Source organism: Devosia lucknowensis, from assembly GCF_900177655.1.
GTDB lineage: Bacteria > Pseudomonadota > Alphaproteobacteria > Rhizobiales > Devosiaceae > Devosia > Devosia lucknowensis.
Map to the genome: position 1 here is coordinate 2,510,396 of NZ_FXWK01000001.1, position 26,290 is coordinate 2,536,685.

Here is a 26,290-nt window from a genome sequence, read left to right on the forward strand (position 1 = left end):
ATCAGCCTCAACGATCCTGAGATGAAGACCAGACACAAGGATGGGGATATGCGTTCAGCCCCCGATCACATCCGATGCCTGCTGCTTGGCACCACGCTGGCGCTGTGCGCCAGCCCCCTGCATGCCGCCGAACCCTACCTGCTCGGCATTTCCGACAAGCTGACGATCAAGGTCGTCCAATGGAAGGCCGCTGATTCGACCTTCGAGGAATGGACGGCCCTGGGCGGCGATTACGCCGTGGGCGCCGATGGCAGCATCACCTTCCCGATGGTCGGGTCCACTCAGGGCGCCGGAAAGACAAGCACGGAGCTTGCGGCCACTTTGGGCGCCGAGTTGCAGCATGCTCTCGGCCTCACGACAGCACCAACCGTCACGGTCGAGATCGCTCAGTTCGGGCCAATTTATGTTTCTGGCGACGTCGCTTCGCCGGGCGAGTATCCCTTCGCGCCAAATCTCAACGTCATCAAGGCGCTGGCGCTGGCGGGTGGCGAAAGTCGCAGCGCCGAAACGTCGGCCAGGCCGGAGCGCGAAATGCTCACCACTTCGGGCGCTCTCGATGTGCTCGAGGAAGAATATGACCGACTTCTGGTGCGCCGCGCCCGGCTCGACGCCGAACTGGCCGGGCTCGACCAGATCGCCGTTCCGCCCGAACTTGAGGACCATCCCGACCTGGGCACCCTCCTGGCCGCCGAGACGGCGATCCTCGAAGCTCAGCGACGGCAGGCCGAGGCACAGTCGACTTCGCTGACTGACCAGGTCGGCCTGCTCACCAGCCAGATCGACGCCTTTACCCAGAAGCAGTCGAGCACAGAGGCTCAACTGGCGTCCTCTCGCGAGCAGCTCGATCGGGTCACGACCCTGTCGGACGACGGTCTCGCCCTGACCTCGCGCGTGGCGTCGTTGCAGACGGTGGTGGCCGATCTCGAAGCAAGGCTGCTCGATACCGAAACCGCCAACCTCCAGGCGAGGCAGGATATCGCTGCCGCCAATCGCGAGCGCTCGCGGCTTGCCGACCAGCGCATTTCCGATCTGACTCTCGAACGCCAGACCGTCGACGGACAGATCCGCGCGCTGGCACTCAAGATCGGCACGCAGCAGGGTCTTGTGCGGGAAGCGGCCCTATATACGGGCGCCGCCGTACCCGGCGATACGGCCGCCATCTACAGCTACAGCATCCTTCGCGATGGCGAGGAAATCGCCGCCGAGCCGAATACGCCACTCGTGGCCGGCGACGTTGTCGTGGCGCGCCTGCAACTCACCAATACGGAGAGCATTCCATGAGAGGCTTGATCTGCCTTGCGGCACTGATCGCCACGCCAGCGATGGCGCAGGAGGCGTTCTTCGACGATTTCGACAGTCTCGACCAGGGCCGCTGGTATGTCTCCGACGGCTGGAGCAATGGAAGTCACCAAAATTGCACGTGGTCGGCCGGCCAGATCACCGTCGAGGGCGGCGCGCTTCGCGTCGGATTCGCGCCGGTGCCCGCCGGAGAGCGATCCAATAGCTGCGGCGAAATCCAGACCCGCTCCGAATATGGCTACGGCACCTACGAAGCGCGCCTCAGGACGCCCTCGGGCTCCGGTCTCAACGCCGCGTTCTTTACCTATATCGGCCAACAGCAGGGCAAGCCGCACGACGAGATCGACTTCGAGATCCTGCTCAAGGACACCGGCACGGTCGAAACCACCACATTCGTCAACGGCAAGAGCGGCGACGGCGAAGTCGGCAGCGGCCAGGCCCACGCCTTGCCCTATCCGTCCGACAGCGATTTCGTCACATTCGCCTTCACCTGGGAGCCGGACCGGCTGCGCTACTACATCAACGGCAAGTTGGTGCGGACCATGGACGATCAAGCCACCATTCCCGCCAATCCGCAGCGCATCTTTTTCAGCCTTTGGGGTTCGGACACCCTGACCGACTGGATGGGCCGCTTTTCGCAGCCTGCGGACCCGGTGGCCATGGAGGTGGACTGGGTAGCCTTTACTCCCGAGGGTGCGGACTGCGCCTTCGAACAATCCATTCTTTGCCAGAACGAGGACGATTGATGAAGCTGGTATTCTTTCGCGGCAAGGTCCCCAATTTCGGCGACGAACTCAATCTCCTGGTTTGGCCGGCCCTGCTTCCCAAGAACTTTCTCGATGAAGACGAAAGCGAGCTTTTCGTCGGCATCGGATCGATCATCGGCGACCATCTGCCGGCCGGGTCGCGAAAGTACGTGATGGGCTCAGGCTATGCTGGATATATGGGCCTGCCCGATGTTCATGACGGCACCTGGGACATCCGGTTTCTCCGCGGTCCCAACACGGCCCGCACGCTGAAGGTCGATCCGCGCCTGTCGATTTGCGACAGCGCCGTGCTGCTCCGCGCCATGGACCTGCCGCCTCCCGACCAAACCACGGGCATCGCCTTCATGCCGCATTACGAAAGCTTGGAGCGTGGCGACTGGGCGACGGCCTGCAGGCTGGCCGGAATGACCCTGATCGATGCCACCGAGCCGGTGGACAAGGTTTTGGGCCAGATCCGCGGTGCCAAGCTGCTGATCACCGAAGCCATGCACGGCGCCATCGTTGCCGATGCCTTGCGCACGCCATGGATCGGGGCGAGGCCCATTTATGGCGGCCACCACAAGAAATGGCTCGACTGGGCCGGCGCACTTGATCTCGATGTGCGGCTCAACGAACTCAAGCCCACCAGTGTCCTAGAATACTATATCGCCCGCACCGGACGTGGCGGGGAATTGGGAAAGGTCGGGCGCTTCAACCGCTCGCCGCTTGCCGGCATTCCCAATCGCATTCTCGTCGGCATGGCCGCACAGCATCTCCAGCGCATGGCTCAGATGACGGCACAGCTGAGCAGTGACGCCAAGATCGCCGAGGTGACCGAAAAGGCCTGGACCGCCGTGGATAGCTTCGTTCGCGAGCGGCAGACGGTGGCCTAGCGGCCCCGGCGCCGGACGAAGCTCAGCAGCTTCTCGAGGCGGTCCCATCCCAATACGAGCATGACGGCGCCGTAGCTCAACGCTGCGGCGCTTGTCGTTGCGCCCAGACGCACCCAGGGACCGGCATCCGCCAGCAGCTGCTGCACCTGCCACCCTACGACCCACATCAGGCCTGTGGCCAGTGCTGGCAGCGCGAAAGAGCGCAGATACCCAAGGACGGAAATGTCCAGCAGACGCACGACCATATGGATCGTCGGCAGCCAGACGAAGCAGTTGAGCATCACCAGCGCAACGCTCAGCGGCACAATGCCCCAACCGGCAAACAGGAAGATGTAGAGCACCGTGACGGCCTGCTTGCCGAGCACGTAGTAGAACCAGATATCGGCCTGCCCCTGACTGCGGATCAGTGCGGACTGCAGGATGCCGACCGAGGTCAGGATGCCCAGGACGCAGAAGGCCTGCACCACCGGCACCGCAGGGGACCAGTGCTCGCCGAAGGCCAGCGGGATCAGGTCCCCGGCAATCAGGGCCAATCCGGAAAATACCGGAAAGGCGACCATCGAGGAGGCGAAGGTTCCCAGGAGATACGCTTCGCGCAGCTTTGCGGGCTCGCGCTGCATGGAGGACAGAAGCGCATAGGAAACAAGGTTCAGGGCGCCGGAGATCAGGTCTGTGAGGATCTGGAATATGCGTCGCGCAAAACCGTAGATGCCCAGCCACGCGGGACCGAGCAGCGCCCCCACCAGCAACTGGTCCAGGTTGATCGTGGTAATGAAATGATTGCCGGTCGAGAACAGTCCGAAGGCCTTGAGCTCTCCCAGCGCGCGCGTGCTGAACGAGAGGCCGGGCCGGTACCGTGCCGCGATCATTGCACCGGCACAGGTGGTCACCGATGCCGCCACCTGCGATGCCGCCAGCGCCCATACGCCCATGCCCATCCACAGGAGCCCCAGGCACACCACCGCCGCGACCGCCGAGGCGATGGTGGTGCGCAGGGCCAGCATCTTGAAGTTCATGGTTCGAACCAGAAGCGCATTGGGCACTGCAGCTGCCATGTCGAAGATCACGCGAGCGGCAATAAACGGGATCAGCAACCGCAGCGGCTCTTCACCCGACAGCCCGGAAATGAAGGGGGATGCCAGGCAAAGCGCGGCGTAGATGAAAAAGGCCGCCGTCATACAGATCCAGAAGACCGTATCGAGATGAACCGGCCCGATGCTGCTGCGCTGAATGAGCGCCTCGCGAAATCCAGCGGGCGCGACGGCCATCCCGACGGTAGCGATGCTGGCCGCAAAGGCGACCACGCCGAATTCGCTTGGCGACAACACGCGCGACGTGGCCAGGAAAACCAGAAAGCCGAGCGCTGCCGGTGCAAAGCTGCTGATCAACGACCAGAGCGTGCCCCTGATCGCAGCGGAAGCACGGCCCGTTCTGAGATGATCGAGCCGCCCGCCTCCAGTGTCCGAAACTGCGCTCATGCGATGCTTGCCATTCGCCGCAGCCTGTCACGCGACACAACAAAGTCATGGAATTCCGGCGTCAGGCGCCCCAGCATCCGGATCGTCAGGCCACGCATCCGCAGCTTCAGCGCCTCGCCGCCTCCCACATGGCGGGAGATGGGAGGGCTGAGCAAGGCTTTGCCTGCATGCGTGGCCCTGATGTCTGTCGGCGTCGTGAACAGCGGGTCGGTGAGAAAGCGGTCGCGCTGCGCCGATGTAGCATCGTCCCACACCCGACGGCGCAGGTCCTGTATCGCGCGCTTGAGGTCCAGTTCCCGGCGCAGGTAGCTCGCATCGAGTTCTGCATTACGGGTCGTGCCTGCCCCGTTCTCGGCCCAGACGGCGAGCGGCTCCATGGCCACATAGACCGGCTCTGAGATGGAATAGGTCCGCAGATATTCCTGCAGGGTGGCCGTGCAGGAATACTGAATTTCCAGGGGGGACACGGCGTGGCGACTCCAGAACAGTCCGCCATTGGAAACGCCGATACCTGCCAGAAGTGAGAGCCGAAATGCGTCGGCTTCGTAGCGCCCTTCGGTAAACAGCGCGTCCAGCACACCATCCTCGCCCAGCCGCGCATCCGCAGTTCCGCTTGCATATTCGAACAACTGGTTGCGCAGGACGATCTCCACACCCTGCTCGTCCAGCAGAGCAATGTTGGCGGCACAAAAATCGCGCAGCAGGAAATTGTCGTCTTCGACCACGCAGAAATAGTCCGCGCCATGGGGATTGCTTGCGGCAAAGCACTGGTCGATGTTTCTGGATGCGAAGCGCTGCGGGCTGTTCGCATGGTAGTGGATCCGCGCATCGCCGATCTCGGCCACGACCGCTTCCGCTGCCCGATCCGGATCATCGTCATAGACGTCGCAAATCCAGTGCGGCCAGGTCTGATCGACCATGGAATAGAGCGCCCGGCGCAGCGCTTCAGGGCGCCTGTAGGTGGGCGTGCGTATGTGAACGAGGCCGGACTGGTACTCTGACATGGCTCAGTAATCCTCTTGGACGGGGCCGCGCCGGTCTCGGCGCGTTGCGCCGCAAGGCCAGAAGACCCTGCGCGCCGTAGATGAGGGTGGCGACCCCCATGATCGAGCGGATGGAGAATTCGAAGAACACTTCTACTTCGATGAAGCTGCGCAGGATCATCAGCACCTGCAGCGACAGTAGCAGTGCATTGGGCGCGTTGGGCCGGGCGATGGTGTATGCCGCCATGGTAAGGGCGCCGCCATAGATGATGATCACCTGCAGGCCGAGCCCGATCATGCCGATCTCGACCGCATTCGAAATATAGGTGTTATGAAAATTGAACCCTGCACCTGATGGCACCAGGAACATGGCCCACAACTCTTCGGCAGGGGCAAAGCCGACAACCCAGAACGAGCGGTAGCCCAGTCCCTGCAACGGCCGCTCGGCGATATAGTTGAGACCGATGGTCCAAAGGTCGGTCCGCCCGGTCAAGGTCGCATCCTTGCCCGAGCCTTCCAGGATATCGGCGAGGAGCACATTGCCCATCGTGGCGAACAAGAGAGCCAGCGCCGCAAGCCCGAGGCCAAGGAGGGCGAACAGGAACAGTTTTTGTGGTCCGGTGAGCCGAACGATAAGGATCGTGAGAACGATGATCCCGACGCAGGGAGCCACCATCATGATTGCCCCGGCAGACTGGGCCAGGATCAGCATCGGCACCGAAACACCAAAACCGATGACGCCACATAGCCGAACCAGCAGGTGGGAATGCCGATCGGCGGTGATCGCCATGGCAATCAGCATGAAGACGGCGATGTGGGCGGCAAACGCGTTCTTGCTGCCAAAGACGCCCAGCCATGCTCCGAACGATCCGGTTCGACCGAACGCGATGCTGGCCACGACGCCGATCCCATAGACCACGAACATCAGGCGCATCAGCGTGGTGGTCGACACTCGACCGGTCATCACCATGGCAACCACCACGGTGAATCCGAGCTGGATGCTGTAGCGAATGGAATTGGACGGGTAGAGCGACCAGAGTGCGGTGAGCAGGCACCAGGCCGGCAGCAACAGGATCGGCCACCAGCGCTTCACGCTGTCGATGCTCTGGGGCATATTCGATACGATCAGCAGGGCGCCGCAAGCCATGAAGACCAGCGCCGCGCGCGGGCCGAACATGGCGTTGAGAACAAGCGCCGAGAACGCACCGAAGGTGAGCATGGTCGCGAGGTTGAATTGCAGCCGGCCCGTCATGGCACGCTCGCGATCTCTGCCTCGGGAATGAAGCCGGCTGCATACCGTCCGGCCGCGTCGAGCGGAATGCAGCGCACCGCACCCTGCCCCCTTGTAGCGGCCAGGTCGCGCCAAACCTGACGCGATGAGGCTGCTGCCTCGCCGTTGGCGGCAACGGGCTTGTAGTCCGGCACCGTCTGCGCCACGCCGGGCGTGCCCTTGGCGCCGAGCAACAGCAACGGCGATAGCGGGCGCGGCCCTGTCGGGCGCCGCCGACGGCGTCCTTCGAGAAAGGATGCGAACAGCTGTCGCAATTGCCGCGGATCGGCGAAGAGCCGTCCGATTATCTGACCTGGACGTCGCCGCTTGATGCTCTCGACCAGCCGCTCATAGGCAAGGCCGGCATTGAGACTGGCACGACGACGATCGAACGCGTCGGCGATTTCAGGGGCCAGGGACGCGGTTTCCGCGATTAGTGCATCCTGCCGCTCGACCATCGCAGCCATGTCGCCCACCGAAAGACGATGCGAGATGGATCCGGAGTGGCGGCGGTAGAGATAATAGGGTTCGGGAACGACGACCATGTCCTGGCCCGCCAGCAACAGCCGCAGGATCAGGTCATAGTCTTCTCCGATGCGCAGCTTTTCGTCGTAGCGCAGCGCTCCGAGCACGTCCCTGCGGATCATCGGCTTGAGATAACCCAGGGCCGGCGAACCGTCCTGTCCCGCCAGGATCCATCGCTCGGGCGTGACGACGATGGGACTGCTCGCATCCTCGCCCAGCATCAGCTTCGGCGGGGCTCCGTCCTCGAAGAACAGCAGAAGGTCGTCGGCAATGATGTCGGCTTCGGCCGCCCCGGCAGCCGCTATCAGGCGCTCGAAGCGTTCCGGGTGTATGATGTCGTCGGAATCGACTATGGCGATCCATTGACCGCGCGCCATGTCCAGCGCCCTGTTGCGACAGGCCGCAGGCCCTCGATTTCGATCGGCGGCGACCAGGCGGATACGGCTGTCGCCGTCCATGAAACGACGAACGTGGCCCACACTGTCGTCGCCCGAGCAATCATCGCTAACGATGATCTCGAGGTCGCTCATGGTCTGCGCCAGCACCGAGCGCAAGGCGTGGACGATCTTGTCCCCTGCCTCGAAATTGGCCATGACCACCGAGACGAGAGGAACCCTAGGCTGAGGCGACGCCGGCATCCTGAGCCTGACTGTATGGGTTTTCGAGGTCGGCGATCAGCTTTTCGAAACGCTCGATCTGATCGTTGAGCTGGGCAATGCGCCGGCGCCCGTTGGCAGCTTTGCTCTCGGCCGAACCGATGGCCGTCTCGTCGGCACGGTCGCGCCAGCCATAATCGCCGGAATGATCCATGATCGAGGCCGCCTGCGCATGATAGAGGTCGATGCGCCCTTGCAGGCCGTCGCGCTCGCGGCGTGCATCGTTGAGCGCCATGGTGATGGCGTTTCGTACCGTCTCGATACGGGCGGCATCGGTCTCGGCATCACGGCCGGCATTGCGCGATCGGAAAGCACGGGGACGAAGGGAAAGAATGGCCATTTCGAGTTCTCCTAGCGGCTGCCGGTACGCAGGGCGACGACCTTCACGGTCTTGAGCAGGATCACCATGTCGCCCAGGAAGGTCCATTGGCGGACATAGAGGCTATCGAGCTGCACACGGCGGTCGTAGTCGACGTCGCTGCGACCGCTGACCTGCCAAAGGCCGGTAATGCCGGGGCGGACCGCGGCATAGTGGTGGATTTCTTCCGCATAGCGCACCACCTCGTCCTGCACGATCGGGCGGGGACCGACGAGGCTCATCTCGCCCCGGATGACGTTGATGAGCTGGGGCAGTTCGTCGAGACTGGTGACGCGCAGGAACCGGCCGATGCGGGTGATCCGCGGATCGTCGGTGAGCTTTTGGGTCGCTTCCCATTCCGCTCGGGCATGGGGAAACAGTTCAAGGTGACGCTTCAGCGCCTCCTGTGAATTGACCACCATGGAGCGAAACTTAAGGCAACGGAACCGCTTGCCATTGCGCCCGATCCGTTCGTGTCCGAAGAAGATTGGCCCCCGATCCGTCGAGAACATGATGACGGCGATAAAGAACATGGCCGGAAGCGCAAAAAACAGCATGGCCGAAGCAGCCACGATGTCGAAGCCGCGCTTCGCCGTGCCACCACGCGGCATGCCGCCCTTGGTTGGATTGTCCGAGCCGATTTCGGCATTGATGATCGACATGACGTCCTCTCACGCAGAATGGGCCGCAGGAGGACAGGTCCGCTGTCGCTCTCGCGCGCACGAGGGTTCGCACAAGCGCTATGCGCCGATGCGTTGACCGGTTGTTTTCGCATTCTCAGGATGGGTTCCGGACGATTGGCCCGGAGACGCCGCTTTGCGATGCCGGGGCGAAATCGCTCGGCAGGTGCAGAGGCAAACACGATCGGAAAAACGTGGCAACGCCCTCAGCGCATGGCTGTCATGATAGCAGGACGCCACATTCTCAACCCATTGGGCTGGGGCTGAAACGAAGCAAATCAGGGATTTAAGAAAAGAGAACTGCGTTGCAAGACCGAATACAGTCTCGGCCTGTCCGCAACGGGCGCTGGCATGCCCGCACCAAATAAACGCATGTCCAGCGCGGCCGCAATTCTGTCTGGCGCGCTAGCCGCCCATCACAAAGACAACGCCGTTCCACAGCAAATAAATACCGACCCAGGCCAAGGCCATGACCCCGATGGCGACGATACCCCAGGGCCAGGGAAACTGAGAGCGTTCGCTTGCGGCAAGCGGCTGCTTGTGCGCAGCGCCCTCGTCGGGCCGGTTATTATCCATGGGGTTCCTCCCAAGCCGCCCTGCTGGCGGTCCGAACAGACTGGTCTGGCGTGGGCGCTTCTGCTGCACCGCTTCCCCCTAGCATGGCAGCGGTAAATACACCCCTGCCGCCAAGAATAGAATACCGGCCCCGTTCACGACCGCGTAGGCCGCCCAGGCTCGGGTCGTCCGCCATTATGCCCCGATATTGCGTCTCGATCGACCCGGCGGCTCCGAGACTATGCTGATGCCGCCGAATACTGGCATCGAACCCGCTGGGCGCACATGACAAAAAGGCAGAATGGCGGCCGGATGCCGGCAAATCGGTCAAAATCGATAAACAGCATTGCTGCAATCGAGCCATGAATTTCTGGGTGGCGAATGTGCTGGATCAACTGGATTTCCCATGCTCACACTTGCGCCACTGCTCACCTAGATCAGGAGAATACCATGGTCAAACCAGTCAAGACTGCCGTGTTTCCCGTGGCCGGCCTCGGAACACGCTTCCTGCCGGCCACCAAGGCCATGCCCAAGGAAATGCTTACAGTCGTTGATCGGCCACTCATCCAGTATGCCGTCGACGAGGCACGTGACGCGGGCATCACCCACTTCGTGTTCGTCACCGGTCGCAACAAGGGAGTGATCGAGGATCACTTCGACCGTCAGTTCGAATTGGAGACCACGCTTGAACTGCGCGGCAAGACCAAGGCTCTGGACCAGCTTCACGAGGACCTTCCCTCAGCGGGTCGCACGAGCTTCACGAGGCAGCAGGAACCGCTGGGTCTCGGTCACGCGGTGTGGTGCGCCCGCCAGATTGTTGGCGATGAACCGTTTGCGCTCCTGCTCCCGGACATGCTTTTCAAGGGCAAGCGCGGCGTGCTTAGGCAAATGATGGAGGCCTATGAGACGACCGGTGGCAATATTCTCGCCGTCGAGGAAGTCGCCCCGCACGAGGTGTCATCCTATGGTGTCGTCGGCCGTGGCCCCGGCGGCGATACCGGCTTTCCCATCACCGGCATGGTCGAAAAGCCGACGCCACAGGAAGCGCCGTCCAATCTTATCATTTCCGGCCGCTACATTCTGCAGCCCGAAATCTTTCCGCTGCTCGCCGACCAGCCCAGGGGCGCTGGCGGCGAAATTCAGCTCACCGATGCCATGCAGACGCTGATGAAGTCCCAGCCCTTTGCCGGCGTCAAGTATGAGGGACAAAGCTTCGACTGCGGCTCCAAGATCGGCTTCCTCGCAGCCAACGTCGCCTACGCGCTCGATCGCGAAGACATTGCGGGAGATTTCCTGACCGCATTGTCCAGACTGGGTCTTGAGGAGACTTTGAGCGAAGGTTTCCGCATCGCAGCCGAATAGGTCTCGTATCGCCCACAACAAAACCCTCGGACCAAGGTCCGGGGGTTTTGCTTTCAATACGACGCTTGCCTATTCGGCCGCGTTGGGCTCCGGATGACGTGCGATCCGCTGCTGCTCGCCACGATAGGCAAAGCGCTCGAGGCCGCCGACATCGGTGAACCTGGGCAAGGCGCCGAGATCGACCTTGTTCAGCACGACGCCGATAATGTGGTCGGCCAGCTCGGGCTCCCGCTCCAGCATGTTGCGCAACAGCCGTCGCGGCGTGCGACCCCATTCTGCCACCAGCACGCTGGCGTCGGTATAAGGGAGCACGGAAAGCGCATCGATCACCGGGCCGAGCGGCGGCAGGTCGATGATCACATAGTCGAACTGTCCGCGCGCCTCCGCCAGGACGCGCTGCATGGCGAGGCTCGAAAGGTCGCCGCCGCCCGCCTCCGGCGCTGCGGCGGAGAGCGTGACCATCCCGGTATCGTGGTCAGCCACGGCCGCCTTGCGCCAATCGCCCTGTTGCGACGGCATGATCCGGGTCGGAATCCCTGTTTGGCTCTGGCCGGCATCGCCATCGATAAGCAGGACGCGCGACCCGATGGCCGTCAGCATCTCCGCCAGCGAGATGGCGAAGGTCGTCTTGCCCTCGTCCGGAAGCACCGACAGCACGCCGATAACCGCAGTTCCCCGATCGGCCATGGGTTGCATGACCAGCCGCGTCGACTTCAGCGTCTCCATGAAGGGCGCACCCCATCGGCGGCCGATACGTGAGGTCAGCGCCCCATGTACCAGCCCGCGGATCGATCTCGGCCCCTCGACCTGAAGTCGCGGCACATAGCCGAGGAACCGCAGCCCAAGTTGTTGGCGGATCTGCGCCCCCGTTCGGAAGCCGCGCTCACGCAGCTCGTTCAGCACCCCCAGCACTATCCCCATGAAACCACCGGCGATGATTGCCGCGGCAAGGATCACCATTGTGCGAGGGCTCGATGGGTCCTCAGGCAGCAACGCCTCGGTGACGACACGGACCGACGGAATGGGGAAGCTCTGACGCTGTACGGCTTCTTCATACGACGTGAGGTAGCTGTTGTAGAGCGCGCGCAGGGCATCGGAGCGCTGCTGCAACTCGTTGAGACGCACCTGCTCCTGGCTTACCGCGCCGGCACTTTGCCCTTCGGCGTCGATATTGGTTCGCAGCGCCGCTTCCTGCTGCTGCGCCAGCGCGAGTTGGCTGCGATACTGCTCATTCAGGTTCTGCAGCAGGGCATAGATGCGGTTGTCCAGCGCGGTCTTTTCCGCTTTGAGCGTCAGCAGTTGCGGATGGTCCGGACCATAGCTGGCCTCGATTTCCGCCATGCGGCTCGTCAATGTCGCGACCTGATTGCGCAGGGTAGCCATCTGAACAGGATCGGTTTCAGCGCCACCCAGCATGGACAGCGAGTTTGAAGCCGACGCCGCGCCAGCGTCGATCACGCTCTGCAACTGTTCGGAGAGGGTGCGCACCCGCGCTGTCTCGGCCTGCGCCTCGGCCAGCTGGTTCGAAAGGCTCTGGATGCGTTGCGTGCTCAGCGTCTGGTCCTGTCCCACCGAAAGACCCGATTCCTGCCGGTACTGTTCGATGGCAAGGCTTGCCTGGCGCTGACTTTCCCCGATTTCGGCCAGTCTCTGCTGCAGCCAGTCGGCGGCCGCGCTGGTGGCTTCGAGCTCGGCGTTGAGCTGATCCTGCACCAGGGCCGTGGCATAGGCACTGGCGATACGCTGCGCCAGTTCGGGCTCTGCGGCCTCGTATCCCACGCGGATGATCGAGGATCGCCCCATACGCTCCACCTGCACGTTCGCCCGCAGCATGCCGACGACCTGGTCAAGACTTGCCTCGAGTTGATCCGCCTGTGGCGCTGGCCCGAGACCGACGAGGCTTTTGACCCGTTGCGAGAAGGAAGGTGGTGGATTGAGGAAATCCTGGTCCTTGGTGAGCCCTTCTGCCTCGGCGACCGTCTTGGCGACGCGGCTTGAGCGCAGCACTTCGATCTGGTTGAGCACCTGCGCTTCGAGGTCGGTGGCGCTCGACTGGGCGTTGCCGTCGGCGGTGAGCTGTTCAAGATTCTTGTCGATAAGGAGTTGTGCTGCCGACAGATAGCTGCGTGGCGCGAGGCTGAGATACACCACGGCCAGCGTCACGCCCACCGCAAGGCACAGGCCGAGCACCAGCGCCTGGCGGCGCACGAGTGCGAAAACCTGATCGAGGTCGATCGTCTTGAGGTCGGATGGCTGTGGCGCCATGACCTCCGGATATCCGGTCTTTTCCAACATGATTTGGCTCCGGTTCTGTCTCAGGAGGCGGTCGGCTGACCGTAATGCTCCGCGGTGCGATGGCCGAGCAGGCTGCTTGCAACGCCGATATGCAGCATGGCCCGCAGCCAGTTGCGACGCCGGGCCACGGGGGAAAGCACCGTCAGTCCCGTCATGGCCCCGCAATAGGCGATTTTTGCCGCGACTTTCGGCATCGCGCGAAACCGCGATCCCGACATCAGCATGCCGTGTGTCTGTCCGAAGCGCAGGCGACGCTGCACCAGCCAGGCCATCGTTGCCCTTTGCGCTGTGACGGGCTCTGCCACCACCGCATCCGGCGCATAGGCGATCGTGCCGCCCATCGCGCGCAGTCGATAGAAGAAGTCGGTGTCTTCACCGCCTGATCGCCCCAGACGGGTATCGAACCGCAGGCCACGCAGCGGCGCATGCCAGCGCATCAGCACGTTGCACGTATAGCCCGTGCGGATGGTCCCGTTGACATAGACCGGCAATGTCGAGTGAAAGTCGCCTTCGGTCATCCAGTCCGGAGCCTCGGGCGGGTAGATGGCCCGCACCGGTCCGAGCACGGCCGACGCCTTCTCGGAGCGCGCCTTGTCGAGCAATGCCAGGAGCCACCCCTCGCTCACTGTCTCGTCGTCGTCGATAAAGGCGAGGAAGTCGCCCGAGGCCGCATCGAGACATGCATTGCGGGCGATGCAGATGTTGGCTGCGGGAGCGTGGAGATAGGTCGTCGCGAAGGGCATCTCGTCAAGCATGCCCTGGACACGCTTGCGAGCCGAGGGCGTCTCGTCATTGTCGGCGACGATGACGCGAACGTCATGACCGCCTGCGTCCAGCCGCGCAACCGACCTCAAGGTCTCCGTCAGGAAGGGCCGGCGGAAGGTGCAGATGCAGATATCGATGCTCGCCATATTCACACCGCCCTGCGTTGAAAAGGACGTCGCAGCACATGCAGCCAAAAGCCGGACGACCATGCGAAATGCATGATCATGGCGGCCCAACCCACCAGCGGCATTGCCCAGAGGGGCGTGCCCTGATCGGGGTGCTTGCGAGCCGCATGCATGCCGAGCGCTATGCATCCCAGGCCCCACAGGGCTAGCGGGATCAGCGCAGCCCAGTGCCAGATCGACAGCGCCGCAAGGAGCACGACCGGAACAATTGCCAGTGGCGCAAGCTGGCGTGGCTGCGGTCGCATCCGGTGCTTGAAGATGTTCGCGGCCCGGCCTCCGCCATAACCAAAATATTGACGAAACAGTCCGGCCATGGTGGCGCGCGGGTAGTAGGTCATGACAGTGCGGTCGGTCAGCCAGATGGTGTGACCCGCCATCCGCATGCGGTGATCGAGTTCGGCGTCCTCGTTGCAGCGGAAGGTCTCGTCATAGCCGCCGACACCGCGAAACGCGTCGATCCGCATCAGCGCGTGGTGGCCGTGATCCACGGGCCCTGTCATTCCACCCATGCGATGTGCGGATCCGCCCGTGCCTATGGGTGAATTCTGCGCCGTGGCAACAGCCTGCTGAAAGGCGGCCCGACCCACCGTCAACATCGGCACGACCACTGACGCGACCTTGCGCCGCTCCGCCTCCGCGACCAGTTGCCGGCAATAGTCATGGGGGTAGATCCCATGCGCGTCGATGCGGATAAGGGTGTCGGCATTCTCGCCGAACTGGGCCACTGCGAGGTTGATCGCGGCAGACTGGATCCGCCGATGATTGTGCAACAATGTAATCCGGTCCGAAAGCGCGGCGCGAGCCGACACCTGCTCCTGCGTACCGTCGCTGCTTCCCCCGTCGGCGACCACGATCCTGGCGTCGAGCGCTTCGGCTTCGACCAGGATGCCATCGAGCAGGGACCCAATGTGCTGCGCTTCGTTGAGCGTCGGCACGATGATAAGTACGCGCGCTGTCATGCAGCCAATCCCTGCAAGGCCACCGCGCTGTCATGGCCCGAAATCCGCTCGACCAGCGTCGTGCATTCTGCCTGGTCGGCACGGAAATGCCGGATATCCTGCGCGGCGATCTGGCTTGCCAGGGCTTCGATGCGGCTCGGCGTCATGCCATCGAAAACAGCCCGAAGGGTGCCGACGTCGATATCTGGAACCACGATGCCGATACCAAGGCGTTCGATAAACGCCGCCGTCTCGGTCCCGGATACTGCGATCGGGATGGCGCCGTTGAGGCAGCCTTCGTAGATGCGGTTCGGCAGCAACCAAGACGAATTCTGTCCGGCTTCGAAAAAGTCCACCGCCCAGGCGAAATGCACGCCGGAATAGATGGAGGGCAGATCATCGGGGTAATTGTAGGTCCCGAGATAGCTCAGGTTCTGGGCTGCGTCGGTTGTCGCGTGGAAATCGTCGAATTCGGTGAGCGCCGGGCGCCCCCGCAGCACCACTTCGATCCCGCCCTCGGCCTCCTTTGCCAGACCGGCGAGCGCTGCGAGCGAGCGGTTGCAGCGCAGGGCGCCAAACCAGCCGATCCGGATCGGCTCGCAACGTCCGGCCAGCGCCGGATTGCTGCCGACCGCCACATCGCGGGGCGCGAACACCTTGTTCTCGACGAGGCAGATCGGTGGGGCATTCTGACGACGGAAGTAGTTCTCGGCAAAGGCGGGCGAGCTGGTAATCAGCAGGTCCGTCGACTGCAGGAGATGTCGCTCGAGACCCCGCATTCCACGCCCGACACCATCCTCTCGCAACATCATGCGGTGAATGTCGAGGCACTCGTAGACGAGCCGCGGCGCACCAGCCCAGATCGCGCGCAGCCGGTGGGCGATCGCCAGCATTTCAAGGTTGCGGGCGACGATCACGTCGGGGCGGCTGAATTGGCGGGCCCATTCCTTGGCCGTATAGCCCGCCCGGAGCGTTGCCAGCATCCGGTGCGTCAGACGCGCGTCATGCGTCCGTGCCAGTTCTACGACTGTTCCCGGTGGGAGGTCCGGCAGCGGTGCATCGGCGCGTCGAAAGCCTGCGATCTCCACCGTCGCGCCGCCATGGCGGAACATCTCCACCCGGCGGGCAACCGCAGGGTCGGAGAGATTGTGCACCAGGTAGAGAATGTTGGGCAAAGGCGCCACTCCTGTTCATGCCGGGTCTCGGCAAGATTGGGAATGGACGTGATGGGGTCAACCGGAAGGAAGGTGACGCAGCGATGCGGCAAGTGCATGCCATGAAGCAGCCGTAATCGCGCAAAGGAAAAACCCAGCGAACCGGATGGTTCACTGGGTTTTTTTGGTTGCGGGAGCAGGATTTGAACCTGCGACCTTCAGGTTATGAGCCTGACGAGCTACCGGGCTGCTCCATCCCGCGTCAAACACTGCCTTGCGGCGCGGTGTGAGGGCTATATAGGGGGTGAACGCCGAGACCTCAACCCCTCTTCCACGTTCCGTGACGGTTTTTTGAAAGCGCCGCGAAATGCGTGGTCCGGCCTGTGGAAAAGCGATCCGATCGGCATTCGCGGACGGCGCCCTTCCCTACCTGCGCCTGCTCGTCTAGGGTCCGCCACCGAACCGACTTCCCAGTTTGCCAACGGATTTTCGCATGCAGTTCAACACTCTTGGCCGCACCGGTATCGAGGTCACCGACATCTGCCTCGGCACCATGACCTGGGGCAGCCAGAACACCGAGGCGGAGGGACACGCCCAGATCGCCATGGCGCGTGACGCAGGCATCACCTTCATGGATACGGCCGAGCTCTATGCGGTGCCGGGCAGCAAGGAAACAAGCTTCCGCACCGAGGAGATCATCGGCAACTGGTTCGCCACCCAGGGCGATCGCGACAAGTGGATCCTCGCCAGCAAGATCGGTGGTGGCGGATCGGCCCATATTCGCGACGGCCGCCGCCCCGACGCCGCCTCGGTCCGCGAGGCACTCGAAGCCAGCCTGCGCCGCCTCAAGACCGATTATCTCGATCTCTACCAGATCCACTGGGCCAGCCGCGGGCATTACCATTTCGAGGGCTACTGGACCTACAGTCCCCACCGTCAGGACACCTCTGCCGCCATCGCCAATATGGAAGAGCTACTCGGCGCGATGGGCGACCTGGTGAGCGAAGGCAAGATCCGCCACTTCGGACTGTCCAACGAGACCACCTGGGGCACGGCGCAATGGCTCAAACTGGCCGAGCGCAGCGGCCTTCCGCGCGTCGCTTCCATCCAGAACGAGTATAATCTCCTTCGCCGCCTCTTCGATCACGACCTGGCGGAGTTGAGCCATCATGAGGATGTCGGCCTGCTCGCCTATTCGCCGCTTGCCGGCGGCCTGCTCACGGGCAAGTACTTCGACGGCGCGACGCCCAGGGGGAGCCGCAAGGACTACCAGAAGGGATTCTGGCGCCTCAACGAACACAGCGAGCGTGCCACCCACGCCTATCACGACGTGGCTGCCCGCCACGGGCTCGATCCGATACAGATGGCCATCGCCTTCTGCCGCAGCCGTCCCTTCATGACCTCGACCATCATCGGCGCGACCAGCACCGAACAGTTGCGCCATGTCCTGGCCGCCCGCGACCTCACCCTCGCGCCCGAGGTGCTTGCCGACATCGAGGCCACCCACCGCGCCAACCCGCGCCCGATCTGAACCGCGGCGGGGCGAACCATCATCGCCCCGCATCGCCTAGCCAAGCGCAGTTGCGGCGCTATAGTCTCGCGCGTGATCGCCGCTTCGGAACCATCATGCTCACGACCCTTTTTACCTCGGTTTTTCCGCTCTTCGCCTATCTGGCCTATAACGTGCTGGTGCCGCTGATCGAGCGGAAGCGCCCGTCGCTGTCGGTGATCATGAACATGCAGCGCCGGCGCTGGGTGTCCAACGCGACGCGCCGAGAAACGCCGTTCGATGCCATTCTTTCGGGCAACATCATGGGGTCGGTGAGCTTCATGGCATCGACCTCGGTGCTGCTGGTCCTGGCCGTCTTCGCGGTCTTCGGACAATTGCCCACGCTGATGGAGGCGCTGGATTCTCTCTCGCTTGAGCGCACTTACACGGTGCTCGATGTGCAAATCCATCTCGGTATCATGCTGGCCATGTTCGTCATGGCCTTTTTCGCCTTCACCCTCTCGCTGCGCCAGTTCAACCACTTCTGTATCATGCTGGGCGCGCTCGATCACGACCGGGTCACCACTGAGGAAGAAGTAGACGCCATTGCGCAGATGAACGGCCTTGGCGCGCGGAATTTCAATTCCGGCATTCGCGCCTATTATTTCTCGGTCGCCACCGTTGCCTGGTTCGTTTCAGAGTGGCTGGCCGTGGCAACCTGCCTCGCCACTGTACTGGTTCTTGCCCACCGGGAGTTCTTCTCGTCAGCTCATCGCACCGCTGCCTCGGCAGCCGTCATCGCTGCCCGGCATCGGAAGAAGCCCGGCGTCTGATCGCGCCATCGGCAACCGTCACCTCAGCGAGAAACCTGCGACATTCATCCAGCACCGGCGCAATCCAGCGCAACGGCAGGCTGAGGGCGAGCAGCGTCTCGACATGGGCCAGGCGGGGAAAAATTCGGACCACGGCGCCATTCCCGGCTCGCTCCAGGGACGCGCCGAGATTTTCGCTGTTGCGCGGCAGCACCAGCTCGTCACGACCACCCGAAATCAGCAGCATCGGCGGCGCCGATGCATCCACATGATTGATCGGCTGGGTCGCCTTGCCGTCTTCGGCCCGACCGAAAACCCGCTGCGAAATCGGCCCGTCGAACGGGTAGAAGTCATAAGGTCCCGATAGCCCGATCACGCCGACGACCGTCTTGTGAAGCTCGCTGTCGGCAAGCCACCTGCCGTCCAGGGCCAAGGCCGCGGCGTTGTAAGCACCGGCAGAATGCCCCGCCAGCACCAGTCGCGTCCAATCGCCCCCATAGCTGGCGATATTTCTGCTGGTCCAGTGCACTGCCAGCGCACAATCGCGCAGAAATTCGGGATATTCCACCTGCGGAACCAGCCTGTAATCCGGCACCACCACCACATAGCCGAGCGCCGCCAGCGCATGCGCCGCAAAGGCATAGTGCTTTCGGTTGCCGTCGCTCCAGGCGCCGCCGTAGAAAAACACGATCACCGGCAATGCAGTCCGGCCGCCGTTTCGTGGAGCGTAGATGTCGAGCTTCTGCCGGATATGGGGACCATAGGGCAGATCATGGTCGATGCGGCGGACGCCCCAGTCTTTCGGCACGAGGGCGCTGGCGAGGTCGGTGATAGAGATGGTCGATACTCCTGGGTCAGCACAGCTACGCCTTGAGGCCCCGCCGAGTTTCGACCCGCGGCATTGTGTCCCCTTCGGACCACGCGCAACTATTTATGACGTTGACATTCAGGAATGGGAGGCGTTTAACGGCGCCGTTGAGACCTTTCTGTGGCCCCTGCCATGCTCGTCTGCCAGTGCAACATGATCACGTCCAAGGAGATCGAGGATATCGTGCTCGATCTTTTGCGGGCCGATCCATGGCAGCTCGTGGTTCCCGCCAAAGTCTACGCCGAACTCAATCGCCGTGCGAAATGCTCGGGTTGCGTGCCGAATGTGGTGGACATTATCGTCCGCGTCACCGAAAATTATCACGCACAGCAAGCCCATCAGCCCGCAGAGCTCGTCGAGCTCCAGACCGGGCTGGAAAAGCTCAAGAAGCAACGGAACGGAGTACGTCGTGAAAGGCGAAGCACAAGTCATCGAGCGGCTTAACGAGGCCCTTTTCCTCGAGCTCGGCGCAGTCAACCAGTATTGGGTGCATTATCGCCTGCTGGACGATTGGGGCTACAAGCGCCTGGCCGCCAAGGAACGCGCCGAATCGATCGAAGAAATGCACCATGCCGACCGGCTGATCGAACGCATTATCTTCCTCGAAGGCCACCCCAATCTGCAGCGCGTTGCCCCCCTGCGCATCGGCCAGACCATCAAGGAAGTGCTCGAAGCCGACCTTGCCGGTGAATATGATGCGCGCGCCGCCTACAAGGCCAGCCGCGAACTCTGCGAAGAGCTCGGCGATTACGTGTCCAAGAACCTCTTCGAGGAATTGTTGACCGAGGAGGAAGGCCACATCGATTTCCTCGAAACCCAGCTCGAACTGCTCGAAAAGATCGGTGCCGAAAAATACGGCCAGCTCAATTCCGCGCCTGCGGACGAAGCCGAATAATTCAATTCGGCATTTTGCTGACATGAAACGTCTAACCGCCCGGGCAACCTTCCGGGCGGTTTTGTTTTGTCCAGATGTTCGAGGAGATTCCCATGCAGTTCCACACCGGCCGGCTGATCGACCATATCCACCTGCGCGCCAGAAACATTACCAATACCCGTTACTTTTACGAACAGGCTCTGGCAGTGCTGGGCATACCGATTACCGCAAGGGGTGACGGGTGGTTTCAGATCGACGAACTCTTCGTGGACGCGGCAGATGCCAAGACCGTCGCCAGCCACGTTCACCTTGCCTTTCAGGCGCGAGACCGCGAAATGGTGGATGCGTTCTACAAGGCCGCCATGGCCGCAGGGGGCACCGACAATGGCGCGCCGGGCGAACGCCACTACCATCCCGGCTACTATGCCTGCTTCGTTCTCGACCCCGACGGCAACAATATTGAAGCCGTCTTCCACGGACCCAGCAAGCGTTCCGCACCCTCGGTCGTCATCGACCCGGGCGCCTGATATCGTCCCTGCCTAAGGGCAAGGTTAAATGGGCAGGGCGTCACCGACGCCCTATTCTTCGATCGGCTGGAACATCGCGTTGAGCTTGGCGATGATCTCCTCGGTCGGCGCCACGGAATCAGGCAGCATCTGAGGCTCTTCGGGCGCCACCGCGACATAGGCGCCGCTGGGGAAGGCCCCGAAACGCTGGAAGAAGCTGACCATGTCTTCGAGCACCGGCATGCGCCAACGCCACATGGCGCCCATGGCCAGCACCGGCTCCATATGGCCGAAACCGTCGTAGTACTGGGTGGTCACCCAGACGCCCTGTGCACGGAGACGGTCGGCGAAGCGCTCGGTGTTCTGCACGCGGACGATGGGATCGGTGGTGCCGGTGGCCAGATACATCGGCGGCGCATCGGCCGTGATCAGGTTGATCGGCTGCGTGCCTTGCGGATTCGGTGCCTGGCCGAAGACATCACGCACTTCATTGTATTCGAACGGATAGAAGTCGTAAGGCCCGGACAGGGCGGCCACTGCAAGGATCGGCATTGTCACGCCGTATTCCTGGCGGAACGAGGGATCAAGCGCCTGCATCACGGCATTGTAGGCGCCCGCAGAATGGCCCGCGAGGAACAGCCGGTTCGGATCGCCACCATAACTGGCGATATTGTCCTGGACCCAGCGGAGGGCACGGGCGCCGTCGTCGAGAAAGTCTGGGTAGCGCACCTCGGGATAGAGTCGGTAATCAGCGATGACGGTAACGAAACCGCGCGAGGCCAGGGCCCTGCCCACGAATTCGTACTCGCCGCGCTCGCCCCGGCTCCATCCGCCGCCATAGATAAAAAACACGACTGGTGAGGAGGTGCCCCGCTGCTCTGGCGCGTAAACGTCGAGCTTGTTCCGCGCGCCGTCCGCATAGGCAACGCCGTTGCCGACCTTGGAGGTACCGCCATCCATCGCCGCCGGCAGATTGAACGGGTCCATGACCGAAAGGGCCGAAGCCGGACCGGCCAGCATTGGGACGACGAGAAAGAGCGCGGCGATAAGGCGTCGAAGAACAGGCATGGGACCGAAATTCTTGGGTTGAATGCAAGGCAGGTGGCACAAATTGAGCGCACAAACCGGGGAATTTTGTGACCCCTGGAATGGGCGAGGGCAGGCGCGCCGATTACCGATCGCTGACCTGCCCTCTACTTAAGCCCGCAAAGTTTGCGCCGAGTTCGTTAACAGGAGGTTAACGATACCCCTAGCGCTTGAGCCGGTCGAGCAGCAGACCGGACACATGTCCGTCAGCAGGCAGGCCACGGGACTGTTGAAAGGCAATGACCCCGGCGCGTGTCTTCGGCCCGATCACGCCATCGGGTGTACCAACATCATACCCAGCTCGTCCGAGAAGCGCCTGCAATTCGCCCCGCTGCGCCTTGCTCAGCGCATAGTCCCCGGTCGGCCAGGGCGTCGCAAAGCTGCCGCCGCCGATGATCCTGTCCGCCAGATGTCCCACGGCGAGGGCATAGCTGTCGGAATTGTTGTAGCGCTTGATCACGTCGAAATTGGGCAGCAGCAGAAATGCCGGACCGGTCGCACCGGCAGGCATGTAGAGCCGCGCGATGTCGGTCGCCCTGGGGAAGGGCCGGCCCGAGACGCGCGTGATGCCCATGGCCTGCCACTGGCTCAGCGGCGCCCTTTCCATGCCGCGGGCCGCAGCGAAGTTGAACCCGTTCGGCAGCTTGATCTCATACCCCCAGGTCTCCCCAGGGCGCCAGTTGAAGCTCTTGAGATAATTGGCCGTGGATCCGAGGGCGTCGGGCACGGAGTTCCAGATGTCCTTCTTGCCATCGCCGTTATAGTCGACGGCATAGCTCATGAAGCTCGAGGGCATGAACTGGGTATGGCCCATCGCGCCGGCCCAGGAACCCACCATCGACCCGGGGGCGATGTGCCCATCCGAAACGATCCGCAGTGCGGTCACCAGTTCCTTGCGAAAGAAACTCTCGCGATAGCCGTTCTCCGTCAGCGTGGCGAGGGCATGGATGGTGTTGTTGCCGCCCATGAAGCCGCCGAAATTGGTTTCCATGCCCCAGATGGCAAGGACGATCTCGGGCTGCACACCCCATCGCTGCTGCGCCCCTGCCAAGGTTTGGGCCCATTCGGCACGCATGGCCTGGCCCTTGCTGGCTTGTGCGGCCGTAACGCGCCGGTCCACATATTGCTGGACGGTCTGGGTGAATTCGGGCTGCTTGCGCGTCAGCTCCATCACCTGGGGAATGGGACTGTAGCTCGCAAACGATGCATCGAAGGCTTGGCGGCTCACCCCGGCACGTTGCGCTTCCGGCCAGAGGTTGCGGACGAAATCGGCGCTGTTGGCCAAAGCCGGCATGACGCCGCCGGCACTGACAAGCGCCGCCATCGCAGCAGCCATGGTGTATCGGATAAGCGAACTAGCGCCGGATCGGTTCATCTTGGGCCTCGTGCATACGCGCTACTGGAAGGTCACGGACGCGCCAGCCGGCCGCCGATAGACAGTCCTGCAACCGGACACCGGCTTTCGTCGAGCGCGCGTATCAAAGAATTAACGCACCCGATTAAGATCACCTTAAGGCAAACCGACTTGCCGATCACAAGCCAGTCATGCTGGAGCCGGCCCGGGCAGCGGCAGGTCTGGATCGCTCTGGCCGGAGTCGCGGCTAGACACGTAGCGCACCTTCTGGGTCGGGGTGTCGATCCCGCGTTCGGCGAAAAGCCGCATCAGAACCTCGCTGTAATAGCGCCCCGCGCCCCACTGCTTGCCGGCCAGGGTCTTGATGCGCGAGCGCAATGAGACCGATTGCGGCGTGATGGCGATCAGGCCCTGCAGGTCGAGGTCATCGAGGATCACATTCTTGTAGTCGTCGTTCTCCATGACGATGGCGAAGGCATCCCGCATGGCCTGCTTGGCGCCTTCGATATCGCTGTCATAGGCGATCTCCACTTCCGAAACGTAGAAGGAGAAACCGCGCATCATATTGGATACCTGATCGACGGAGGAAAACGGGATCAGGTGCACGGTGCCGGTCATGTCGCGGATTGTTACCGAGCGGATGGTCAGGCGCTCGACCACGCCGGACCGTCCTGCCGCCTCCACCACGTCCCCCTCGTTCATGATGTTTTCGAACTGGATGAAGATGCCGGTGATGATGTCCTGAACCAGCTTCTGCGCGCCAAAACCGATGGCAAGGCCCACAACACCGGCACCAGCCAGAAGCGGCGCGATGTTCACACCGATCTGGGCGAGGGCCAGCATCAGCCCGAAGACCACGAGGGCAATAGTGAACGCATTCTTGAACAGGTTCAGCAGCGTCTTCTCGCGCGCTGTCGGCACCTTGCCGATCGTCGTATTGAGCCGGTATTCGACCCACGACGCCACCACGACATGGAGCACGATCGCCGCGAGGATAATCAGCGCGGCCGAAATGATGGACCCGGCGACCGCCAGTCCTTCGTCGCTGCCGATCCACCCGGCGAAGTCGAACAGCGCCCAGGCCTGTCCGATGGCCACGATCACGGCGGCGATCACCACCCACCGCACGACGTTCATGACACCGGGCACGAACGACTTCAGCCGGCCCTCGAGCAGTGGCAGGCGCTTGCGCACGTCGTCGGGCAGGCTGAGGCCGGCCGTCACGAAGCGGGTGATGAAACCGATCACCAGCGAACCGATGACCACGGCGAAGACCGATTGCACTGTCGCCCCGATCATGAAGGGTAGCGCCGTATCCGGGTTCGCGAACCACACTACCAGAAGCGCCAGCAGGTAGGCGATAACCAGCACGTGCCATTGGCTGCCGATGGCATTGAGGATCCGTCCGAGACTATCGTGCTCGCGCCGCTCCGAGATGCCCTGGAGCCAACCGCGCACGTCGTCCTTGTTCTGCAGCACGACGATAATGCCGATCGTAACCGCAGTTGCCATCGCGAGCACCTGTACTGCGCTGCCCGCAGAGCGCGACACCATGCCGTTGAGCATCGGCGCCACGAACAGGAAGGTATATCCCAGAAGCGAGATGATCCGAGCCAACCAGAACGACCAGTAGGCGGCATTGCCGTCAGTCACCGGCACGAGGCGCAATGCCGGGAACCGCGGCACCAGCACCGCCCGCACGGCCAGCTTGCTCAGTTCCACCAACAGGAACGCGTTGAGCAGCAGCGACTGGTTGATGCCCATTTCGCCACTCGGTGTGGTGCCGAAATTGAGCGCCAGACCATAGCCGATGCCCCAGGCAAGAATGATACTGCCCGCATCGACCAGCAGCAGCACGACCAGTCCGGCCAGACGCCGGATCGGCCCGCGTCCGGCGGCCCCGCGCGCAATGCCCCGCCCGATCGCGTTGGCAGCGATCCGCAACAGGAAAAAGCCACCGAACAGGGCCAGGATCAGCATACCGATATTGATGGCGAATGCCCTGAGGGCTTCGCTGTCGGCATTCATCGAGCCACTGAAGAGCTGCTGCAGGTTCCCCAAGGCCTGCCCGACCGACCGCACAGACGCCGAGGCCCCTTGCGCGACACTGCGCGTATATTCTGCGAGTTGGCGCGCGATGCTGAGATCCTGAACGGTCGGCGCTTCTGCCGCGCTCTCGGGAGCGGCCTGCCTCAGCTGCTCGATCAGTGCGGCACGGCTCGTATCGTCCTCGAGAATCCGGATGAGATCATCGACTGCTGCAGAATTCGGGGCGCTGGTCGCCGAACTCCCTCCCCCTGCCGCCGGCGCATCCTGTGCAAGGACTGGAAAGACGAGAAGGAGCGAAAGAAAAAGGATACGGATCAGAAACATAGGCCCGTCAACGAACTGACTGCGGAGACGCCAGCATGGCGTTTGCATCGCCGAGGTCAAGCCCCGGCCGTCCAGAGTTGACGAGCCGATGCGGTCAGTCCAGCAATCCGGGCGCAAGGCTACGGAGGAAAGCTTTCCCTTCCGCGAGCACATCGCGCGCAGCGATGGTCACATCAGGCGCCATGCCGTCGGCCTCGGCACCGATTCTGGCGAGGATGTCCCGGCGCTGCGCATGGTTTTCGTCCGGTAGGTCGAGTGTGCCGGCGGTCACAAGCGCCTGCCGCATCTCCTGGAGCAGCAGCAGTTGCGAGAAGCGCGCATAAAGACGCCGCGACACGGCGCTGTCCTGCCGCCAGTTGAGGCTGGCGAAGGCGGCGCTCGCCCGCTGACCGGCCCCCATGCAGTCGAACGCTTCGCATCCCGAATAACCCAGGTCTTCCCGGCGGGCATGGATGCGGCAGCGGAAGTCGCGCTCGAGAAACTGGCAGGGTTCGCCGCCGAGCTTGTCGTGTCCGAACTGGTCTGAGCGATCGAATGACAAGGCCGTGCAGCAGAGGCCAAAGCATTTCTCGCAATCTGCGCTGAAGGTGATGCTGTCCACGGCCACCTGCTGGGAGGTTAGCGTACAAACATCAACGCCCCGTCTTTTGGACGGGGCGTTGGTGATTTTGGGTATTGTGGAGAGGAAGTGTGTTTTTGGCAGACCTTGCAGTGACCTACTCTCCCAAGTCTTGAGACTTAGTACCATTGGCGCGGAGGGATTTGACGGTCGAGTTCGGGATGGGA

General features: G+C 62.7%; 25 protein-coding genes, 1 tRNA gene and 1 rRNA gene. 9 read left to right on the plus strand and 18 right to left on the minus strand.

The genetic code is table 11. The features are described 5' to 3' along the window. Positions 1-48: 48 nt before the first annotated feature. Genes CCK88_RS12350 through CCK88_RS12360 form a run of 3 tightly spaced genes read left to right on the plus strand, consistent with a single transcriptional unit; the run spans position 49 to position 2,938 of the window. Positions 49-1,281, plus strand: coding sequence for a polysaccharide biosynthesis/export family protein (locus tag CCK88_RS12350; protein WP_170926455.1), 1,233 nt, complete (start codon positions 49-51; stop codon positions 1,279-1,281). Continuing rightward, positions 1,278-2,045, plus strand: a complete 768-nt coding sequence (locus tag CCK88_RS12355) for a family 16 glycosylhydrolase (protein WP_086470709.1) — start codon at positions 1,278-1,280, stop codon at positions 2,043-2,045. The genes CCK88_RS12350 and CCK88_RS12355 overlap by 4 nt, the downstream gene beginning before the upstream one ends. Beyond that, positions 2,045-2,938 carry a polysaccharide pyruvyl transferase family protein gene (locus tag CCK88_RS12360; protein WP_086470710.1) on the plus strand — a complete coding sequence of 298 codons (894 nt, stop codon included), beginning with the start codon at positions 2,045-2,047 and terminating at the stop codon, positions 2,936-2,938. Before CCK88_RS12355 ends, CCK88_RS12360 begins: the two co-directional genes overlap by 1 nt. Here the strand turns inward: CCK88_RS12360 and CCK88_RS12365 are convergent. From CCK88_RS12365 to CCK88_RS18460, 7 genes are all read right to left on the minus strand, one after another. Continuing rightward, positions 2,935-4,416: a lipopolysaccharide biosynthesis protein gene (locus CCK88_RS12365; RefSeq protein WP_086470711.1), complete on the minus strand. Its 1,482-nt coding sequence runs from the start codon at positions 4,414-4,416 to the stop codon at positions 2,935-2,937. The two genes, CCK88_RS12360 and CCK88_RS12365, sit on opposite strands and share 4 nt — an antisense overlap. Continuing rightward, positions 4,413-5,420 (minus strand): glycosyltransferase, encoded by a 1,008-nt coding sequence (locus CCK88_RS12370; RefSeq protein WP_086470712.1) that lies wholly within the window; start codon positions 5,418-5,420, stop codon positions 4,413-4,415. The genes CCK88_RS12365 and CCK88_RS12370 overlap by 4 nt, the downstream gene beginning before the upstream one ends. Beyond that, entirely contained in the window at positions 5,362-6,651 is a 1,290-nt protein-coding gene (locus tag CCK88_RS12375; RefSeq protein ID WP_086470713.1) for an O-antigen ligase family protein, read from the minus strand. The genes CCK88_RS12370 and CCK88_RS12375 overlap by 59 nt, the downstream gene beginning before the upstream one ends. Next, positions 6,648-7,832 carry a glycosyltransferase family 2 protein gene (locus tag CCK88_RS12380; protein ID WP_086470714.1) on the minus strand — a complete coding sequence of 395 codons (1,185 nt, stop codon included), beginning with the start codon at positions 7,830-7,832 and terminating at the stop codon, positions 6,648-6,650. The genes CCK88_RS12375 and CCK88_RS12380 overlap by 4 nt, the downstream gene beginning before the upstream one ends. After that, positions 7,810-8,190 (minus strand): hypothetical protein, encoded by a 381-nt coding sequence (locus CCK88_RS12385; RefSeq protein ID WP_086470715.1) that lies wholly within the window; start codon positions 8,188-8,190, stop codon positions 7,810-7,812. Before CCK88_RS12385 ends, CCK88_RS12380 begins: the two co-directional genes overlap by 23 nt. Before the next feature lie 11 nt (positions 8,191-8,201). Beyond that, complete coding sequence (locus CCK88_RS12390) at positions 8,202-8,870, minus strand: sugar transferase (RefSeq protein ID WP_086470716.1); 669 nt, start codon at positions 8,868-8,870, stop codon at positions 8,202-8,204. 423 nt (positions 8,871-9,293) lie between these two features. Continuing rightward, positions 9,294-9,464, minus strand: a complete 171-nt coding sequence (locus CCK88_RS18460; protein ID WP_170926457.1) for a hypothetical protein — start codon at positions 9,462-9,464, stop codon at positions 9,294-9,296. Positions 9,465-9,893: 429 nt separating this feature from the next. Here CCK88_RS18460 and galU point away from each other — a divergent pair, with 429 nt between their 5' ends. Further along, the gene (galU, locus tag CCK88_RS12395) at positions 9,894-10,805 is read left to right on the plus strand and encodes a UTP--glucose-1-phosphate uridylyltransferase GalU (RefSeq protein WP_086470717.1); all 912 of its coding nucleotides are present in this window, start codon (positions 9,894-9,896) and stop codon (positions 10,803-10,805) included. 69 nt (positions 10,806-10,874) lie between these two features. Here the strand turns inward: galU and CCK88_RS12400 are convergent, their stop codons facing one another. The 5 genes from CCK88_RS12400 to CCK88_RS12415 all read right to left on the minus strand — a co-directional run bounded on the left by CCK88_RS12400 (position 10,875) and on the right by CCK88_RS12415 (position 16,404). Then, positions 10,875-13,100: a Wzz/FepE/Etk N-terminal domain-containing protein gene (locus CCK88_RS12400; protein WP_086470718.1), complete on the minus strand. Its 2,226-nt coding sequence runs from the start codon at positions 13,098-13,100 to the stop codon at positions 10,875-10,877. A gap of 20 nt (positions 13,101-13,120) precedes the next feature. Continuing rightward, positions 13,121-14,011 (minus strand): glycosyltransferase family 2 protein, encoded by an 891-nt coding sequence (locus CCK88_RS12405; RefSeq protein WP_086470719.1) that lies wholly within the window; start codon positions 14,009-14,011, stop codon positions 13,121-13,123. 2 nt (positions 14,012-14,013) lie between these two features. Next, positions 14,014-15,009, minus strand: a complete 996-nt coding sequence (locus tag CCK88_RS18465; RefSeq protein ID WP_170926458.1) for a glycosyltransferase family 2 protein — start codon at positions 15,007-15,009, stop codon at positions 14,014-14,016. Beyond that, positions 15,006-16,163 carry a glycosyltransferase family protein gene (locus CCK88_RS18470; protein ID WP_170926459.1) on the minus strand — a complete coding sequence of 386 codons (1,158 nt, stop codon included), beginning with the start codon at positions 16,161-16,163 and terminating at the stop codon, positions 15,006-15,008. Before CCK88_RS18470 ends, CCK88_RS18465 begins: the two co-directional genes overlap by 4 nt. Before the next feature lie 164 nt (positions 16,164-16,327). Next, positions 16,328-16,404: transfer RNA gene (locus CCK88_RS12415), tRNA-Met, on the minus strand. A 231-nt stretch (positions 16,405-16,635) separates the two neighbouring features. Between CCK88_RS12415 and CCK88_RS12420 the strand changes: the two genes are divergently transcribed. Together CCK88_RS12420 and CCK88_RS12425 are read left to right on the plus strand one after the other, a co-directional pair. Further along, entirely contained in the window at positions 16,636-17,673 is a 1,038-nt protein-coding gene (locus CCK88_RS12420; protein WP_086470720.1) for an aldo/keto reductase, read from the plus strand. Positions 17,674-17,768: 95 nt separating this feature from the next. Continuing rightward, positions 17,769-18,464 (plus strand): DUF599 domain-containing protein, encoded by a 696-nt coding sequence (locus tag CCK88_RS12425; protein ID WP_086470940.1) that lies wholly within the window; start codon positions 17,769-17,771, stop codon positions 18,462-18,464. On the opposite strand, the gene CCK88_RS12430 is transcribed toward CCK88_RS12425, so the two are convergent. Next, positions 18,427-19,251: an alpha/beta hydrolase gene (locus CCK88_RS12430; protein WP_170926460.1), complete on the minus strand. Its 825-nt coding sequence runs from the start codon at positions 19,249-19,251 to the stop codon at positions 18,427-18,429. The two genes, CCK88_RS12425 and CCK88_RS12430, sit on opposite strands and share 38 nt — an antisense overlap. Before the next feature lie 192 nt (positions 19,252-19,443). Between CCK88_RS12430 and CCK88_RS12435 the strand changes: the two genes are divergently transcribed. The 3 genes from CCK88_RS12435 (at position 19,444) to CCK88_RS12445 (ending at position 20,712) form a co-directional block, all read left to right on the plus strand. Next, the gene (locus CCK88_RS12435) at positions 19,444-19,755 is read left to right on the plus strand and encodes a (2Fe-2S)-binding protein (RefSeq protein ID WP_086470722.1); all 312 of its coding nucleotides are present in this window, start codon (positions 19,444-19,446) and stop codon (positions 19,753-19,755) included. Next, positions 19,721-20,206 (plus strand): bacterioferritin, encoded by a 486-nt coding sequence (gene bfr / locus CCK88_RS12440; RefSeq protein ID WP_086470723.1) that lies wholly within the window; start codon positions 19,721-19,723, stop codon positions 20,204-20,206. The genes CCK88_RS12435 and bfr overlap by 35 nt, the downstream gene beginning before the upstream one ends. A gap of 92 nt (positions 20,207-20,298) precedes the next feature. Then, entirely contained in the window at positions 20,299-20,712 is a 414-nt protein-coding gene (locus CCK88_RS12445) for a VOC family protein (protein WP_086470941.1), read from the plus strand. A gap of 51 nt (positions 20,713-20,763) precedes the next feature. Here CCK88_RS12445 and CCK88_RS12450 read toward each other — a convergent pair whose 3' ends face one another. From CCK88_RS12450 to rrf, 5 genes are all read right to left on the minus strand, one after another. Next, positions 20,764-21,759, minus strand: coding sequence for an alpha/beta hydrolase (locus CCK88_RS12450; RefSeq protein ID WP_244557483.1), 996 nt, complete (start codon positions 21,757-21,759; stop codon positions 20,764-20,766). Positions 21,760-21,940: 181 nt separating this feature from the next. Beyond that, the gene (locus CCK88_RS12455) at positions 21,941-23,152 is read right to left on the minus strand and encodes a lytic murein transglycosylase (RefSeq protein WP_086470724.1); all 1,212 of its coding nucleotides are present in this window, start codon (positions 23,150-23,152) and stop codon (positions 21,941-21,943) included. A gap of 168 nt (positions 23,153-23,320) precedes the next feature. Beyond that, positions 23,321-25,504 carry a mechanosensitive ion channel domain-containing protein gene (locus CCK88_RS12460; RefSeq protein WP_170926461.1) on the minus strand — a complete coding sequence of 728 codons (2,184 nt, stop codon included), beginning with the start codon at positions 25,502-25,504 and terminating at the stop codon, positions 23,321-23,323. Positions 25,505-25,598: 94 nt separating this feature from the next. Continuing rightward, the gene (locus tag CCK88_RS12465; RefSeq protein ID WP_140048977.1) at positions 25,599-26,105 is read right to left on the minus strand and encodes a hypothetical protein; all 507 of its coding nucleotides are present in this window, start codon (positions 26,103-26,105) and stop codon (positions 25,599-25,601) included. A gap of 102 nt (positions 26,106-26,207) precedes the next feature. Beyond that, positions 26,208-26,290: ribosomal RNA gene (rrf, locus tag CCK88_RS18900) — 5S ribosomal RNA — on the minus strand; the annotation flags it as partial.

Coding starts and splice junctions, on each gene's coding strand:
- CCK88_RS12455 (WP_086470724.1), bottom strand. CDS start 23,152: ATGAACCGATCCGGCGCTAGTTCGCTTATCCGATACACCATGGCTGCT.
- CCK88_RS12425 (WP_086470940.1), top strand. CDS start 17,769: ATGCTCACGACCCTTTTTACCTCGGTTTTTCCGCTCTTCGCCTATCTG.
- CCK88_RS12450 (WP_244557483.1), bottom strand. CDS start 21,759: ATGCCTGTTCTTCGACGCCTTATCGCCGCGCTCTTTCTCGTCGTCCCA.
- CCK88_RS12400 (WP_086470718.1), bottom strand. CDS start 13,100: ATGTTGGAAAAGACCGGATATCCGGAGGTCATGGCGCCACAGCCATCC.
- CCK88_RS12460 (WP_170926461.1), bottom strand. CDS start 25,504: ATGTTTCTGATCCGTATCCTTTTTCTTTCGCTCCTTCTCGTCTTTCCA.
- CCK88_RS12385 (WP_086470715.1), bottom strand. CDS start 8,190: ATGGCCATTCTTTCCCTTCGTCCCCGTGCTTTCCGATCGCGCAATGCC.
- CCK88_RS12420 (WP_086470720.1), top strand. CDS start 16,636: ATGCAGTTCAACACTCTTGGCCGCACCGGTATCGAGGTCACCGACATC.
- CCK88_RS12380 (WP_086470714.1), bottom strand. CDS start 7,832: ATGCCGGCGTCGCCTCAGCCTAGGGTTCCTCTCGTCTCGGTGGTCATG.
- CCK88_RS12375 (WP_086470713.1), bottom strand. CDS start 6,651: ATGACGGGCCGGCTGCAATTCAACCTCGCGACCATGCTCACCTTCGGT.
- CCK88_RS12390 (WP_086470716.1), bottom strand. CDS start 8,870: ATGTCGATCATCAATGCCGAAATCGGCTCGGACAATCCAACCAAGGGC.
- CCK88_RS18460 (WP_170926457.1), bottom strand. CDS start 9,464: ATGGATAATAACCGGCCCGACGAGGGCGCTGCGCACAAGCAGCCGCTT.
- CCK88_RS12435 (WP_086470722.1), top strand. CDS start 19,444: ATGCTCGTCTGCCAGTGCAACATGATCACGTCCAAGGAGATCGAGGAT.
- CCK88_RS12360 (WP_086470710.1), top strand. CDS start 2,045: ATGAAGCTGGTATTCTTTCGCGGCAAGGTCCCCAATTTCGGCGACGAA.
- CCK88_RS12370 (WP_086470712.1), bottom strand. CDS start 5,420: ATGTCAGAGTACCAGTCCGGCCTCGTTCACATACGCACGCCCACCTAC.
- galU (WP_086470717.1), top strand. CDS start 9,894: ATGGTCAAACCAGTCAAGACTGCCGTGTTTCCCGTGGCCGGCCTCGGA.
- CCK88_RS12355 (WP_086470709.1), top strand. CDS start 1,278: ATGAGAGGCTTGATCTGCCTTGCGGCACTGATCGCCACGCCAGCGATG.
- CCK88_RS12445 (WP_086470941.1), top strand. CDS start 20,299: ATGCAGTTCCACACCGGCCGGCTGATCGACCATATCCACCTGCGCGCC.
- CCK88_RS12350 (WP_170926455.1), top strand. CDS start 49: ATGCGTTCAGCCCCCGATCACATCCGATGCCTGCTGCTTGGCACCACG.
- CCK88_RS18465 (WP_170926458.1), bottom strand. CDS start 15,009: ATGACAGCGCGCGTACTTATCATCGTGCCGACGCTCAACGAAGCGCAG.
- CCK88_RS12405 (WP_086470719.1), bottom strand. CDS start 14,011: ATGGCGAGCATCGATATCTGCATCTGCACCTTCCGCCGGCCCTTCCTG.
- CCK88_RS12365 (WP_086470711.1), bottom strand. CDS start 4,416: ATGAGCGCAGTTTCGGACACTGGAGGCGGGCGGCTCGATCATCTCAGA.